15 protein-coding genes are annotated in these 15,414 nt (G+C 58.6%); 11 read left to right on the top strand and 4 right to left on the bottom strand.

Features of this window, described 5'->3' with window-relative positions; translation table 11 throughout:
• Window positions 1-17 precede the first annotated feature (17 nt).
• On the top strand, window positions 18-857 hold the full coding sequence (locus CBB62_06875; GenBank protein ID OUT42021.1) for a hypothetical protein: 840 nt from the start codon (window positions 18-20) through the stop codon (window positions 855-857).
• Between the two features lie 64 nt (window positions 858-921).
• Window positions 922-1,674: a 5'-methylthioadenosine/S-adenosylhomocysteine nucleosidase gene (locus CBB62_06880; protein OUT42022.1), complete on the top strand. Its 753-nt coding sequence runs from the start codon at window positions 922-924 to the stop codon at window positions 1,672-1,674.
• A 3-nt stretch (window positions 1,675-1,677) separates the two neighbouring features.
• Here the strand turns inward: CBB62_06880 and CBB62_06885 are convergent, their stop codons facing one another.
• A complete protein-coding gene (locus CBB62_06885) occupies window positions 1,678-2,601 on the bottom strand; it encodes a pseudouridine-5-phosphate glycosidase (protein ID OUT42023.1) in 924 nt (307 codons plus the stop codon).
• Between the two features lie 29 nt (window positions 2,602-2,630).
• Here CBB62_06885 and CBB62_06890 point away from each other — a divergent pair, with 29 nt between their 5' ends.
• Both CBB62_06890 and CBB62_06895 read left to right on the top strand, forming a co-directional pair.
• A complete protein-coding gene (locus CBB62_06890; GenBank protein ID OUT42024.1) occupies window positions 2,631-3,668 on the top strand; it encodes a DNA ligase-associated DEXH box helicase in 1,038 nt (345 codons plus the stop codon).
• Between the two features lie 4 nt (window positions 3,669-3,672).
• A complete protein-coding gene (locus CBB62_06895) occupies window positions 3,673-5,295 on the top strand; it encodes an ATP-dependent DNA ligase (protein OUT42025.1) in 1,623 nt (540 codons plus the stop codon).
• 5 nt (window positions 5,296-5,300) lie between these two features.
• Here the strand turns inward: CBB62_06895 and CBB62_06900 are convergent, their stop codons facing one another.
• Complete coding sequence (locus CBB62_06900) at window positions 5,301-8,081, bottom strand: hypothetical protein (GenBank protein OUT42026.1); 2,781 nt, start codon at window positions 8,079-8,081, stop codon at window positions 5,301-5,303.
• A gap of 160 nt (window positions 8,082-8,241) precedes the next feature.
• On the opposite strand from CBB62_06900, the gene CBB62_06905 reads away from it, so the two are divergent.
• Window positions 8,242-8,727, top strand: a complete 486-nt coding sequence (locus CBB62_06905; protein OUT42685.1) for a hypothetical protein — start codon at window positions 8,242-8,244, stop codon at window positions 8,725-8,727.
• A 9-nt stretch (window positions 8,728-8,736) separates the two neighbouring features.
• Here CBB62_06905 and CBB62_06910 read toward each other — a convergent pair whose 3' ends face one another.
• Window positions 8,737-9,546, bottom strand: a complete 810-nt coding sequence (locus CBB62_06910; GenBank protein ID OUT42027.1) for a hypothetical protein — start codon at window positions 9,544-9,546, stop codon at window positions 8,737-8,739.
• Window positions 9,547-9,652: 106 nt separating this feature from the next.
• Between CBB62_06910 and CBB62_06915 the strand changes: the two genes are divergently transcribed.
• Complete coding sequence (locus CBB62_06915; GenBank protein ID OUT42028.1) at window positions 9,653-10,210, top strand: hypothetical protein; 558 nt, start codon at window positions 9,653-9,655, stop codon at window positions 10,208-10,210.
• A 2-nt stretch (window positions 10,211-10,212) separates the two neighbouring features.
• Here the strand turns inward: CBB62_06915 and CBB62_06920 are convergent, their stop codons facing one another.
• A complete protein-coding gene (locus CBB62_06920) occupies window positions 10,213-10,728 on the bottom strand; it encodes an adenine phosphoribosyltransferase (GenBank protein ID OUT42029.1) in 516 nt (171 codons plus the stop codon).
• A 69-nt stretch (window positions 10,729-10,797) separates the two neighbouring features.
• On the opposite strand from CBB62_06920, the gene CBB62_06925 reads away from it, so the two are divergent.
• From CBB62_06925 to CBB62_06945, 5 genes are all read left to right on the top strand, one after another.
• Window positions 10,798-11,955, top strand: coding sequence for a hypothetical protein (locus CBB62_06925; protein OUT42030.1), 1,158 nt, complete (start codon window positions 10,798-10,800; stop codon window positions 11,953-11,955).
• Window positions 11,952-12,719, top strand: coding sequence for an ABC transporter ATP-binding protein (locus tag CBB62_06930; GenBank protein ID OUT42031.1), 768 nt, complete (start codon window positions 11,952-11,954; stop codon window positions 12,717-12,719). The genes CBB62_06925 and CBB62_06930 overlap by 4 nt, the downstream gene beginning before the upstream one ends.
• A gap of 17 nt (window positions 12,720-12,736) precedes the next feature.
• Window positions 12,737-13,726 (top strand): hypothetical protein, encoded by a 990-nt coding sequence (locus tag CBB62_06935; GenBank protein ID OUT42032.1) that lies wholly within the window; start codon window positions 12,737-12,739, stop codon window positions 13,724-13,726.
• Between the two features lie 2 nt (window positions 13,727-13,728).
• Complete coding sequence (locus tag CBB62_06940; GenBank protein ID OUT42033.1) at window positions 13,729-14,409, top strand: hypothetical protein; 681 nt, start codon at window positions 13,729-13,731, stop codon at window positions 14,407-14,409.
• A gap of 79 nt (window positions 14,410-14,488) precedes the next feature.
• Window positions 14,489-15,400, top strand: coding sequence for a hypothetical protein (locus tag CBB62_06945; GenBank protein OUT42034.1), 912 nt, complete (start codon window positions 14,489-14,491; stop codon window positions 15,398-15,400).
• The last annotated feature ends 14 nt before the right edge of the window (window positions 15,401-15,414 follow it).

Below are 15,414 nucleotides of genomic sequence, written 5' to 3' on the forward strand. Positions count from 1 at the left end.
ATCGTTAGCAAGGTCCGATGCCGTTTCTGTTTCTGCGCGATGGTAATCCGCTGCGCCATATCCGCAAACCCTATGTCACCTATGGGTTGATACTGGCGAATGTGGCGATCTTTGCCGCCATGTGGATGTTGCCGGGGCTGTTTGATGGTTTCGCCTATCTGCCCCATGGCGCGTCGCTGCTCAATGACCCGGTCACGCTGGTAACCTATCAGTTCATGCATGGCAGCATGCTACATCTGCTCGGCAATATGCTGATGCTGTTCATTTTCGGCGACAATATCGAGGACAGCATGGGGCATCTGCGTTACCTGTTGTTCTATATCCTGACCGGTATATTCAGTGCGCTGGCCTTCGGCCTTTCCGAGGCAGTGCGGGCAGGGCCACCCATTGCGCTGATCGGTGCGAGCGGTTCCATTGGCGGCCTGCTTGCGGCCTATCTGTTGCTGCATCCCCGTGCGCGGGTGCTGGTGCTGGTTGCCTTCCGGTTTCCGGTGTTCGCCCCCGCAGGAATATTTATCGCCATCTATGTTGCGCTCGACTTCCTGATGGCATTCAGCGGGGATCACGGTATTGCCTGGTGGGCACATATCGGCGGTTTTCTGAGCGGTCTGGTGCTGGTCAAGGCGTTCAAGTTCCGGGACGTGCCGCTGTTCGCCCCGGCGACGCATTACCCGGAAACCCCGTTTCCCGAGCTGGAGCGCGAGGCTGATGGCCGTTTGCGCCGCTTGCTGCCATTCGGCAAGATCGGCGAACGGAAGCCGTTGTCACGCCGGGCGGCGATTATTGTCGCCATGATCAAGGTGGTTTCCTACCTGAGCCTTCTGCTGTATCTGATGCTGGTTCTGGAAATCATCTGATTACCCCTGTTGATCATCCACTGATTATCCTCGTCATATTCTGGCCACCGGAGAGAACAAGACCATGCAACGTATCGGCATCATGTCGGCCATTCCGCAGGAACACGCCGCCCTCGGCTCCGCCTTTGCCGCCCATGAGAGCGTGCGCAAGATCGCCGGGCTGGAATTTGCCGTTGGCTCGCTGGAGGACCGGCCGGTGGTATTCGTCCAGTCAGGCATTGGCAAGGTCAATTCCGCGCTGGTCGCTACCCTGCTGATTCAGGAGTTCGGCTGTGACGGTCTGCTGTTCTCCGGCGTTGCAGGTGGTATCGACCCGGCGCTCAAGGTCGGTGACATCGTGATCGGTCAGCGGCTTGTGCAATATGATTACGGCGCGCTCGCGAATGAGCGGATCACCACCTATCAGCCCGGCGTCCCGCCGCTGCCCCATGTGGACCAGACCCATGGTTATGAGCCGGACAGAACCTTGCTGAAACGCGTTGAGGCGGTGCTGGCCAAGACCGATCTGCCCAAGGTGACGGCGGGTGATGAGCCACGTTTCCCGGCGATCAGTTTCGGCACCATCCTGTCGGGCGACACCTTCATGAACTGTGAGGCGACCCGCAAACGGCTGTTCGAGGAGTTCAGTGCTCAGGCAATCGAGATGGAAGGGGCGGCCATCGCCCAGATCGCGGAGCGGTTCGGTGTCGATTATCTGGTTGTCCGCGCGCTCAGTGATCTCGCCGGTGCCGACAGCCATCTCGACTTCCCGACCTTCCTCGAAGAAGCCGCCGATATTGCCGCCACCATCACCCGCGCCATTCTGCGTGTGGTCTGATCGCTAAAGGCTGGTCAGGGCTACTGCCAGTTCGGCGGCCAGCCGGGCATTGTTTTCGATCAGCGCGATATTGGCGTCGAGCGTCGTTCCCTGACTTGCCTCGACCATGGCGGCGAGCAGGGCCGGGGTGGTGTCCTTGCCACTAACACCGGCTGCCGCGACCTGATCGAGTGCCTGTTGTAATGCCCGGTCATGATCCTCTCGGTTCATGGCAAAGGCTGCCGGTATCGGATTGGCGACGATTACCCCCCCGCGATTGTCATTCAGCGCCCAATGGGTATCGAGCATCCGGGCGATGCTGGCGGCATCATCAAACCGCTGATCAACCGGCAGGCCGCTGTCGCGGAGATAGAAGGCCGGAAATCCGTCGCAGCCATAGCCGAGCACCGGCACGCCATTGGTTTCCAGCCGTTCCAGCGTCCGTGGCAGGTCGAGGATGGATTTCGCGCCTGCTGTCACTACAGCAACGGGATAGCGGGCGAGGGCGGTAATGTCCGCGCTCTCGTCGAAGCTTTGCTCGGCCCCGCGATGGACACCGCCGATGCCGCCGGTGGCAAACACCCGAATCCCGGCAAGGGCGGCAATCTGCATGGTGGCGGCAACCGTGGTCGCACCGGTCTCGCCACCGGTCAGGGCGATTGCCATGTCGCGGGTCGAGAGCTTGCGCACATCGCTGGCAGTGGCGAGCCGCTCAAGCTCTGCCTCATCCAGCCCGACCTTGATGCGGCCATCCATGATGGCGGTTGTGGCCGGAACCGCCCCGAACTCCCGGATGATCCGTTGCAGGCTGGCGGCGGTCTCCAGATTGACCGGATGCGGCAGGCCGTGGGCGATAACGGTGGATTCCAGCGCCACCACGGGCTTGCCGGCCGCCATGGCATCGGCCACCTCACTGGCATAATCGAGAAATGCGCTTATCTTGTTCATAGCTACTGTTTACTCGCCTTAATTCATCAATGACGCGCACCACGCCACCGCATCCCGAAAGCTGGATCGAGATCCGTTCGCAAGGGCTCTACATCACGCCCGGTGATTTCTATGTTGATCCGGTGCGGCCTGTCGAGCGTGCCGTTGTCACCCATGGTCACGCCGATCATGCACGTCCCGGCCATCAGAAGGTACTGGCGACACAGGCCACTCTGGACATCATGACTGTTCGCTATGGTGACGGTGCGGGCAGGGTGCACCAACCGTTGGAATATGGCGAGGTCATCACGATCGGTGAGGTCAGCGTCAGCATGATGCCGGCGGGGCACGTGCTAGGCTCGGCTCAGGTGGTGCTTGAGCATAAGGGTGCGCGGCTTGTCGTTTCCGGTGATTACAAACGTCGAGCGGACCCGACCTGTGCCGGGTTTGAAGTTGTGCCCTGTGATGTGTTCGTGACCGAGGCAACATTCGGTCTGCCGGTATTTCGCCACCCTCCGGTTGAAACCGAAATTGACAAGCTGTTCCAATCGGTTCGTCTGTATCCCGAGCGCTGCCACGTTATCGGTGCCTATGCCCTCGGCAAGGCGCAGCGGGTGATCAGCCATATCCGTGCCACCGGCTATGACCGGCCTATCTATATCCACGGTGCCCTTGCCAATTTATGTGATCTCTATACCCGCCATGGTGTTGATCTCGGCGAGTTGCGTCCGGCAACCGTGCGCGGTGACGACGCCATGACCAGGGATGATTTTCGCGGTGAGATTGTCATTGCACCGCCGGGCGCGATACAGGATCGCTGGTCCCGCCGTTTGCCAGACCCGGTGGTCTGTCTCGCCAGCGGCTGGATGACCGTGCGTCAACGTGCGAAACAGCGTGGTGTGGAGTTACCATTGATCCTGTCCGATCATGCGGATTGGGATGAGCTGTGCCAGACATTCGAGGATGTGGATGCACCGGAAATCTGGGTTACCCATGGTCGAGAGGAAGCGATTGTCCACCACTGCAGGTTGACCGGACGCAAAGCCCGGGCACTGGCGCTGGTCGGGTTCGAGGATGAGGCGGAGTGATGCCATGAAAGCCTTCGCCGACTTGCTGGATAAGCTGATCCTGACGCCGTCACGTAATGGCAAGCTGCGCCTCATGGCGGATTACTTTGCTAACGTGCCGGACCCTGATCGGGGCTGGGCGCTGGCGGCACTGACCGGCAACCTGTCTTTCAAGAACGCCAAGGCCGGGTTGGTGCGCGAACTGATTAGTGAGCGGGTTGATCCGGAACTGTTCCGCTGGTCCTATGACTTCGTTGGTGATCTTGCGGAAACCGCATCCCTGATGTGGCCAGAACCGGCGGCAAAGCCCAATTCACCCGTGCCATCATTGGCTGAGGTGGTCGAAACTCTCTCGGAAACCAAACGTAGCGATGTGCCGATACTGGTTGCAGGCTGGTTTGACCGCGCCCGACCGAACCAGCGGTATGCGCTGATCAAGCTGATGACCGGTGGCATGCGGATCGGTGTTTCCGCACGGCTTGCCAAGCTGGCACTGGCGCAATGGTCGACGATTGATGTGGCCGAGATCGAAGAGATTTGGCATGGGCTTGAACCGCCCTATGCTGATTTGTTCGCGTGGCTTGAGGGCAGGGAGGAACGACCGGATATTGAGGAGGGCGCGATCTTTCGACCACCCATGCTGGCCAACCCACTCGAAAGCGATGATATCGCGAGGCTTGATCCGGGCGACTACCGTGCGGAATGGAAATGGGATGGCATCCGGGTGCAACTGGCAGCACGGCGCACCGCCGACGGGCTGATAACACGGCTCTATTCGCGTACCGGGGACGATATCTCCCATAGCTTTCCCGACATAGTTGAGCAGGTAGATTTCGAGGCTGTTCTCGATGGTGAATTGCTGGTGTTCCGGGACGGGGCCGTCGCGTCGTTCAATGATCTGCAGCAACGACTGAACCGCAAGACCGTAACGGCGAAGATGCTGAGCGATGCCCCGGCCCATATCCGGCTCTATGACATCCTTTATGATGGTCGTGAGGATCTGCGCGACCTGCCGTTCGATGCGCGGCGGCAGAGACTTGAAGAATGGTATCAGCGTGTCACTCCTGACCGGATGGACGTGTCGGCGCTGGTTGACTTTGCCGATTGGGATGAGCTTGGCGAGATCAGGGCCACCAGTCGCGATGCCCCGGATACGCTGGTCGAGGGGCTGATGTTGAAGCACAAGGCATCTACCTATGTCGCCGGGCGACCGAAGGGGCCATGGTTCAAGTGGAAGCGTGATGCTCTGACTATGGATTGCGTGCTCATGTATGCCCAACGCGGACATGGCAAACGCTCATCCTTCTATTCCGACTATACTTTCGGGGCCTGGCGTGATGATGGCGCGGCTGGACTGGAACTGGTGCCGGTCGGCAAGGCCTATTTCGGCTTTACCGACGAGGAGTTGAAGCAACTCGACAAGTTTGTGCGCAATAACACCACCAATCGCTTCGGTCCGGTGCGTGAGGTTGCACATGGTGCTGAGAAGGGGCTGGTGGTTGAGGTTGCCTTCGACAGCGTGCATGAGAGTACGCGGCACAAATCCGGTATCGCCATGCGGTTTCCACGTATCCACCGCATCCGCTGGGACAAGCCACCACGCGATGCCGATACAGTCGCCACCATTCGCAAGCTGATTACTGCCTGATCTTGTCAGCCAGTTTCCGCCAGCGGATCTTCCTTGCCGCCTTCCGAGGTCATGGCGCGGAGCTTGATGGCGGTGGCATCGGCAACTTCACGAAGCTGGACCAGCTCGCTTGCCAATGCCGTATCATCCACCTCGTTAGGCTGTTTCTCACGGGTACGCATCTCGATGCTGCGGCAGACCTCGGATACGCCCATGGCACCGAGCTGGGCTGCCGATGACTTGAACGGATGGACCAGTTTCGCCGTAGTGGTGTAGTCACTCCGGGATACGGCGAATGCCAGTTCCTGCAGCATCTGCCCAAGCCGATCCATGAAGTCGGCCACCACGCGGCCATGGGATGGGCCGAGAATATCCGCACATTCATTATACATCTCGAGATTGATCAGGCGGTGATCATCGTCGGTGGTGATATGCTCCTCCGCGGTATTGCCATAGGCGGCATTGGCATGTTTCTCACCGATCCTGTCGGCGCTGACCCAGCGACGGATGGTGGTGGCAATGTCGCGCGCCTGTGTCGGTTTAGCGAGGTAATCATCCATGCCCGCTTCCAGGCAACGCTCGCGGTCGCCCTTCATGGCATTGGCGGTCAGGGCGATGATCGGCGTATGCGGGATGATCTTGCCGGCCATCAGGCGGCGCAGTTCCTGTGTCGCTTCAAAGCCGTCGACCTCGGGCATTTGGCAGTCCATGAAGATGATATCGAACGGCATGGTGTCACTGATGTCGATTGCTTCACGACCATTGCCGGCGACGGTCACCCGGGCGCCCCAGCGCTCCATGATATGCGTGAAAATCTGGGCGTTGATCGGGTTGTCCTCGGCGAGCAGGACTTGCAACCCGGCCAGCGGTGAACGCTCATCATCAAGGGTGGCTGCTGTGCGGCGGCGGATATCCGGGTGCGGCGCCCAGAAGTTCTCGTGCCCGCGATTGCGCAGCAGCTCGACCGCTGCTCGGACCAGATGGCTCGGTCGGATCGGTTTTTCAATTGCACCGCTTAGACCGGCGCGGGCCAGCTTCTTATGGCACCCTTGCAGCGGCTTGTTGGTCAGCAGCAGGATCGGCGGGACATTGTCGCCGAATACCTGCGCAATCCTAGGCATCACATCAAAAGCAGTGCCAATGCCGAGTTCTTCATCGAGGATGATGAGGTCTGCCTTTTCATGCACCTGATGCCATTGCAGCAACTGATCGGTGATGCGGTTCAGGTTGGTGAACTTGTGGCAGTCGGCACCGGCGGCACGCAGATGCCGTTCCACCGCAACCGCACTGCAACTGTGGTCGTCGAGGATGATAACCGTGTGGTTCTCCAACTCGTCCTTGAACTGCTTGCGGTAATGTTCGTACAGGCGCACATCGGCATGGGGTTCGCAGGCAAAGGTAAACCAGAAGGTTGACCCCTGATTTTCCTCGCTTTCCAGCCCGATGGTGCCGCCCATCGCTTTGGCGAGGCTCTTGCAGATGGCAAGGCCAAGTCCGGTGCCGCCATAGCGCCGGGTGGTTGAGGCATCGCCCTGACTGAACTTGTTGAAGATCCGTGATTTCGCCTGGGATGAGATGCCGATCCCACTGTCCTCGATGCTGACTTTCAGGAGATGTGTTGCACCATCGGCCTGCTCGACCGGTTCAACGTAAATCCGGATAAAGCCCTGACTGGTGAACTTCACGGCATTGCCGATCAGGTTCAGGATGATCTGACGCAGGCGACCGGGATCGGCGGTGACGTTGATCGGCAGGCGCGGCGAAACATCGACGACCAGTTCGAGGCCCTTGCGCTGGATTTGCGGCCTTACCATCTGGGCGATCTCAAAGATCAGCCCCTTGATGCTGAAGGACGCGGGTTCAAGCTCCAGCTTGTCGGCCTCGATCTTGGATAGATCAAGGATATCGTTGATCAGCTGCAGCAGGGTTTCCGCTGAATGGGACAGCATATCCACATGGTTGGCCTGGGTTGCATCCAGATTGGTGTCGAGCAGCAGGTTGCTCATCCCGATGATGCCATTGAGCGGCGTGCGTATCTCGTGACTCATGGTGGCCAGAAACTCGCTTTTCAGCAGATTGGCGGCCTCTGCTGCCTCCTTGTCATCACGCATCTGGATTTCCAGTTCCTTTTGGTTTGCGATGTCGCGGGCGAAGGCAGCGTAATGGGTGATTTTGCCGTGTTTGTCAGTGAGTGGGAAGATGCCGACATCCAGCCAGCGCTGGGTATAATTCTGGCTATAGAACAGCACTTCCGAGCGGAATGACTTGCCGTTTTTGAGAGTATCATGCAGCTCAACCAGAACCGTGGCATCAAGCCCCTGATCCCCGAGCAGGCGAGCAGGTTTGCCGTACAGGCTCTTGCTATCGGAACCTGCGAGTTCGACATAGGCCTTGTTGGCAAAGACAATCGGCGGCCCGTTCGCATCACTGCTCTCGGCGCGTGTGATGACGATGGCATCGGCAGCATTGTCGAGCGTTTCCTGCATCAGCCAGCATTCACTGCCCGGATTTGCTCGCGCTTCGGGTGGCATATCGCCCATGATTTTGCACAAGGCGGGATACTCTCTGAGCCATGCTTCCGGCTGTTCTTGCGCCTGTTTCAGTTCCGGGGCTTTCATGAGCTGCCAGACAAAGCTGAGGCAGCAGCAACAGATGAGCACAAGGCCGATAATCGCGATGCCGGACGGGCTGATCTGGCCGTCCGGTGTGCGCAATGCCGTGCCGGATGCAACAAGCGTCATGGCCAGAAACAGCGTGCCAAACAACATGCCGCCCCAGAATTGCCGGTTTATCTGAATTTGCATCATTTGCTCTACCTCACAGTCGCGTTCACAAATGTTAACGGCAGAAAGGTTGATGAAATCTTACCGGCATACCATTTCAATGCAGAAAGTTATGCGATGGCCATTGTTTCGACATGATGGGCCGCTAATAAAACAACTGTTTTTGATTAACGGAATGATACTGATGAAACGCTATAATCGTGGACTGACCCTTGCCGTTGTAATTGTCGCCGGACTTGGCCTTGCGGCATGTGAAGGCTCCAATACCGGTACCAAACAAACGGTTGGTACCCTTGGCGGTGCCGCGCTCGGTGGTCTCGCCGGTGCCCAGATCGGCAGTGGTTCCGGTCAGGTGGCCGCAGCCGTCGCAGGTGGCCTGCTTGGCGCTTTTCTCGGTAGCGAAATCGGTTCGTCACTGGACAAGGCTGATCGACTGGCGATGGAGCGCACTACCCACCGTACGCTGGAAACTGCCCCGACCGGTTCTTCCGTGCCATGGCGCAATCCTGACAGCGGCAATTCCGGCACTGTAACCGTTGACCGTACCTATGAACGGTCAACAGGACAGTATTGTCGGGATTATCGCCAGACGGTCGAAATCGATGGCCAGACTGAAATCCTGACCGGTACTGCCTGCCGTCAATCCGATGGCACCTGGCGCAATATCTAAGCGGAATATCTAGGCTGCTGTTGTCGCGGCAAACGGATTGGTGCCGAGCCAGACCGTTTCAACGCTAATGTCTTCTGCGCCCAGATCGATGATCTGAAACCCCGGCACGTTGTATTTCGGCAGGTTGCGTTCCTCGCCCCATGCGGGGTGCGGGAACTGCGCTGCCGTTGACGGGGCGACATGATAGGGCACGCCGCGCCATTGCCAATCGATCAGCCGGTGATAATGGCCGCTGAAGATGCCCTTGAGACCGGTACAGCCGGAAAGCGCTTCCTCCAGCGGCTCCGCATTATCGAACCGCATGTCCAGTGCCGGGTCGTCATGACATGAGAATGGCGGCTGATGGGCGAAGACAAGGGTTGGCTGATCCGGGTTCGCCTGCACCAGCTCTGCCAGCCACTCCACGCTGAAATCAGTGATGCTGCCCTCGATCTGGCCCGGCTCCACGGTATCCAGCATGATCAGCCGCCAGCCATTGAGTTCGCGGACATAGGACAGGTCCGGTCCATGATCGCCGCTGCGGTATTTATCGAGATAGCTCAGAAACAGATCGTGGCGATCATGATTGCCGGGGATCGGGAGCAGGGGCGCTGCAATCCGCTCGAACGCTGGCATCGCAGCCCGGTACATGGCATGGGCATGGGCGTCATCGGCGAGGTCGGCTGCATCGGCGAGATCGCCGCCGAACACCACCGCATCGAGCTCAAGGCCGTTCAGATGGTCGATCACCCGGTTCAGATGGGCGAGGCTGTCGACCCCGGCCCAGATGGGTGCGCCCTCGGCATTGATATGCGTATCGGTAATAAAGCCTAGTTTCATTTGCTGCCCGCCCCATCTAAATAGATGTTGTTCTTATAGGGAACCTTGCCGCCATGCTCCAGATGGTGCAGCCCGATTAGTGATTTTGATTATGTACCTGTCTCCTATGTTTTCCCGAAAGCGTCACCCCCAGGCCGGTTTCAGTGTGAAATTGGTCATTGCTGGCATTCTGGTCCTCGGCATTGTCGGTGCGGCTGCAGTCTGGCTGTTGTCCGGTGACAGTATCGCCGCCTGTGTCGAGGACGGCAGCGGCTCACCGCTCGATCCGGTGCAGTTTGCCGAGGCATTGCCCGCCTGCATTCAACCTGCGGTGGCAGAGGCGGAAACCCCGGCGGAAGCCAGCGAGAAACTCTATGATTTCCTTGTGGCGAGCGAGTCAATTGATGCCATTGCGCCGCTGGTGGTCAGCAATTGGCAACAGACGCCGGATGCACTGAAAAGCCGGGCGTTTCAGGCCATCGCCTCACGCTTCATGCCCTATATTCGCGGTGGTGTGGAGACGCTTGTGCATGGCACCGGCACCGATGACCGGGGCGATTTTGTCCATGCGAGCTATCTGGCAACCGATGCACAGGGACGGCGCGGGACCACCTTGCGCCTCTATCTGGTCGAGGGGCCTTATGGTTTCAGCATCGCCCGCGCCGAGTTTGCGCCGGTCAACTGAGCCTAATCATCATATTGCAGCAGGGAGTGGGACGGCACCTTCAGCCGGTCCCGACCATTGAGGAAGGTCAGCTCGATAATGAACGCTGCCGCCTCGACATTCGCACCGATCTGGGTCAGCAGCTCGATCGAAGCTGCCATGGTGCCGCCGGTTGCGAGCAGGTCATCAAGTACGATTACGCGCTGGCCGGGTTTGATGGCATCCTGCTGAATTTCCAGCGTATCGGTGCCGTATTCCAGTTCATAGCTGTAGGGGATCACCGGGCCGGGGAGTTTGCCGGGCTTGCGGATCATCACGAAGCCGCAGCCGAGTTTCAGGGCCAGCGGGGCTGCAACGAGGAAGCCGCGCGATTCAATCCCGACCAGAACTTCCGGCTTGTAGTGGCCAATCTGCTCCGCCAGCGTGTCAATGGTGTGCTGCCAGGCCTCGGCATGGGCCAAAAGCGTTGAAATATCGTAGAACAGGATGCCGGGCTTTGGAAAATCCGGCACTCCGCGGATATGCTCTTTGAGGTTCATCGGGCAGATTTCGCAATTTTCAAGGGTAGGAAGAGCCACCGAACGGTGGCGACAGTTCATTCATAACCCATGGCGGCGTCATTGAGTAGCAATCCTGCGCAGCAATTCTGGAATTATGATGACGGCTCGGGCGTTCTGCGTCTCAGTGGCCAGTGGTCGCTTGCCAGTATGCCGGGGCTTGAAGCCGCTTGTGAGGCCTGCCGCAAACAGGTTGTGGCGGCGGCAAAAACCGCTGTCAGTCTTGATCTGGAAGCGGTTGAGGTTTTGGATACCTTCGGTGCCGCACTTATGCTCCGCTTGCGCGATGCCCTGACCGCAAAAGACCTCAAGGCCGAGTTCGACAATGTGCCGGGCCATTCCCGTGAACTGTTTGACCGGGTCATGGGTGTTTCCGCCGAACAGCTGGACAAGCCCCGCGCCGACAATGCCCTGATCCGAACCGTTTTGCGGGTTGGTGCCGGTGCCCGTGCCGCGGGGCAAGAAGCCGTCGACCTGCTCGCCATGACCGGTCTGGTATTTCGGGTGATGGCCGGGGTGATCCGCCATCCCTCACGGTTGCGCCGCCATGATCTCGTACATCAGATGGAGGCGACCGGGCTGAATTCTCTGCCGATCGTCGGTTTGCTGTCGCTGCTGATCGGTATGGTGCTGGCCTATCTCTCGGCTGTACAGCTGCAGAATTTCGGGGCCGAGATACTGGTGGTGAATATCATCGGTCTCGCCGTGCTGCGCGAGATCGGCATTTTGCTGGCCTCGATCATTCTGGCCGGGCGTTCCGGTTCCGCCTTCACAGCGCAAATCGGCACGATGAAGGTAAATCAGGAACTCGACGCCATGCAGACCATGGGGCTGAACGTGGTCGAGGTGTTGGTGTTGCCGCGTATTCTGGCGCTGGTCATCACCTTGCCGCTGGTCGGTTTCTATGGTGCCATGGCCGGGCTGCTCGGCGGTGCGCTCGCCGGATATTTTCTGCTCGATATTGGCCCTGCGATTTTCCTGCAGCAGCTTAAGCTGGCAGTGACCGCAAGCGATATCATCGTGACCTTTATCAAGGCACCAGTCTTTGCCTTCGCCATCGCACTGGTCGGCTGCCATCAGGGTCTGAAGGTCAGCGGCAGTGCCCAGAGCGTCGGGGAAATGACCACTCGCTCGGTGGTGGTCTCGATCTGTCTGGTCATCCTGCTTGATGCCATGTTCGCCATCCTGTTTCAGGAGGTCGGGCTGTGACGAAACATGTGATCGAGGTGCGTGGTCTGCGTACCCAGTTCGGCAAACAGGTGATCCATGAGAACCTCGATCTGACGGTCTTTGCCGGTGAGGTGCTGGGTGTCGTCGGCGGCTCTGGTACTGGTAAGTCCGTGCTGTTGCGGGAGATTATCGGCCTGTTGAAACCCGCTGCCGGGGATGTTCGCCTGTTTGATGAGCCGATCTGGGAACTGGGGCGCGAGGGACGCCAGCCATTGCTGCGCCGTTGCGGGGTGCTGTTTCAGGATGGCGCGCTGTTCTCCTCGATGACGGTGGCAGAGAATATCGGCCTGCCGATCAAGGAACGTGGCGCGGTCTCACCGGCTCTGGTCGATGAGATCGCCCGGATCAAGGTGCAGATGGTTGGCCTTCCCGCCAATGCCGCCGACAAATACCCATCCGAACTCTCCGGCGGGATGCGGAAGCGGGCCGGTCTCGCACGGGCGCTGGCGCTTGATCCCGACATCGTATTTCTGGACGAGCCGACCGCCGGGCTTGATCCCATCTCCGCCGCCGATTTTGATAACCTGATCCGTGATCTGCAGACGGCGCTGGGGCTGACGGTGTTCATGGTGACCCATGATCTCGACAGCCTCTATGCTATCTGTGACCGGTTGGCGGTACTGGTTGATCGCAAGATCGTCACCGGCACCATCCCGGAATTGCAGAAAACCGGGCATCCCTGGATCGAAGACTACTTCAACGGTCCACGCGGCCGTGCTGCCAAACCGCTCGAGAAGGCTTGAGGAAGGGCCATTATCCCATGGAAAACCGTTCTAATGATCTGCTGGTCGGCTCCTTTGTCCTGATCTTTGTCATCGCCGCGCTGGGTTTTGTCGCTTGGCTGACCGGGCGCGATGTCGGTGGCGAGGCACAGACCTATGAAATCTATCTGCGCCGTGCGGTCACCGGCCTGCAAACCGGCAGCCCGGTGCGCTATCTCGGTGTGCCGGTAGGAACGGTGACGGATATTCGCATCGACCCCGAAACCATGAACCGGGTGCGCGTCCGGATCGAGGTGCCGCAGGATACCCCGATCCGCACTGACAGCGAGGCACGGCTGGAGCAACAGGGGCTGACCGGTGGCGTCTTTGTCCAGATCAGTCCCGGCTCGGACGATGCCGGTCTGCTCTATCAGGTAAGCAATGAGGACATTCCGGAAATCCGTTCAGCACCATCACAATTTGGCGAGTTGCTTGAAGCAGCGCCCAGATTGCTGGAGAATCTGATCAATCTCAGTGAGCGGGCAACCGAGGTTTTCTCCGATGACAATATTCAGGCACTCGGCAGTTCCATGGATGAATTGCAGAAACTGTCTGCCGAACTCACCAAGGCCAGCGCCCGACTGGTTCCCTTGCTCGACAATGCCGACAAGACGCTGACAACCTATGACCAGCTTGGCAAGAATGTGGACAGCCGGATGACCGCCTTCCTCGACCAAACCAGCGGTACGGTCAAGACCATCGAGAAGGCGACGGTTGATGTCTATGCCGAGATGACCAAGACCAGCCAGAGCATCTACCAGACCTCCGAAGCGGCCCAGAAAATGGTCAACACCGCCAACAAGATCGTTGATGCCAATTCCGGTGCCATCGGCGATTTTACCTCATCCGGGCTTTATGAACTGACCTATCTGTTTCAGGAATTGCGGGGCCTGATCTCAAATCTTAACCTGCTTGCCGAAAGGCTGGAACGCGGGCCGACGGAGTTCCTGTTCGGTGGTACTGCCAATGGTGTTCAGGTAGAGGAATAAGAATGAACAAAACGCCCATATCTGAGCATCTTCCACATGTTCCATGCCTGATCAACAGGTCACGCCGTCGTCTCATGGGGGCGGTGGCCGTATCGGTGCTGATGCCGGTATTGGCGGCTTGCAGTATCGACCTGCCCGGTGGTCCCGGTCCCAAGCTCTATACCCTGACGCCCAAGAGCACCTTCGATCAGGCCATGCCATTTGTTGATCGTCAGTTGCTGGTCGAGCAACCGGTGGCCGCATCCGGCCTCAATACCGCCCGGATTGTCTTGAAGCCAAACCCGTATCAGCTCGATTACTTCGCCTCTGTTGCATGGGCCGACCGGGCGACCAGCATGGTTCAGACCCTGCTGGTTGAGAGCTTCGAGAATACCAAAAAGATTGTCTCGGTCGGTCGTGAGACCACGGGATTGCGCGCTGATTACATTCTGAAAAACGAGTTGCGCGAGTTTCAGGCCGAGTATTTTGACCGCTCAACCAACGCGGCACCGGATATCCGGGTGCGGATCAGTGCAACCCTGATCAAGATGCCGGAACGGGCAATTGTCAGCCGGTTCGAGGAAGAGCAGGTTGTCACAGCCGACAATGGCAGGTTTGATAGTGTGGTTCAGGGATTCGATGTAGCACTTGGCAAGGTATTGAGCGAGATTGTCGAGCAAACACTCGTTGAAATGGCAAGGTAACTCCGGGGATAGCATGTTCAAGATTACGTTCGGTTCGGTATTTCAGCGTTGGCAGCAGGCTCCACGGAGCGGTCTATGGTTGGCGGGCCTGATCGGCTGCGCACTGGCCATAACGCCGGTAACGGTTGCTTTGGCGCAGGATGGGAATGCCGCTGCCGACGAACCGCATGTGCTGACGATTGCGGTCGGGAACAGTGAGCCGGGTCATGTGGATTTCATGACCGGACTGATTTCGGCGTTCAATACCCGGTCAGGTGTCGGTGAAGTTACCGAACGCCCGCTGATTGCCCTGCTTACCGTTGATGACGGCAAGGCTGCGATGGAAGCAGCGCAGAGTGGTCTGGCCGACTTCGCCTTTGCCACCCTTGCATCCTATAATGTGGAGCATGGTCAGGACGATGCGGTCTGGTATCGGCCACTTGCCGTTGAGGTGCTTACGATTGTGACCCGGCGCAACCGGTTGGTGCGCGACCCGCGCCAGCTGCGCGGCCTGCGGGTCGAGATTGCCGGTAGTCGTGTCGACCGACTGACTAGGGAAATGAATACGCTGCTTGAGCCTTACGGTATTTCGATTGCCGATGGCAGTTTCGTTTCTTCCGGCGATATGAGCGAGGACGACGCATTTTTGCGCCTTTGCCGCTCTGAATATGATGTTCGGGTTGATATGGTAATCCACCCCTTGCCAGCCTTTGCCGGCAATCTGCCCTGTGAGGTGCGATTCCTGTCTTTTGTCGAAATGGACGTGCCGGAAACGTCGGGTCCGGGTACCATGCGTTATGTAACGTCTGCTGATACCTATTCATGGCTGCGGCAGGATTTCACCAGTCTTGGCAATGCTGTAGCCCTGATCCAGTTCGACAAAACCAAGCATCAGGCGTTCCGCGATGAGTTGGTAAACTACATAAATCTGCGGTCTCAGGATCATCCGGGGCTGCTGTCCAGCTTTGATGCGAGCTTCTGGGCGGGCAAGAATCCTGAACCCACGCAGTAATATTCAAGAATGCG

The sequence above is a fragment of the Micavibrio sp. TMED2 genome (genome assembly GCA_002168225.1).
In the GTDB taxonomy this organism is placed as follows: domain Bacteria; phylum Pseudomonadota; class Alphaproteobacteria; order TMED2; family TMED2; genus TMED2.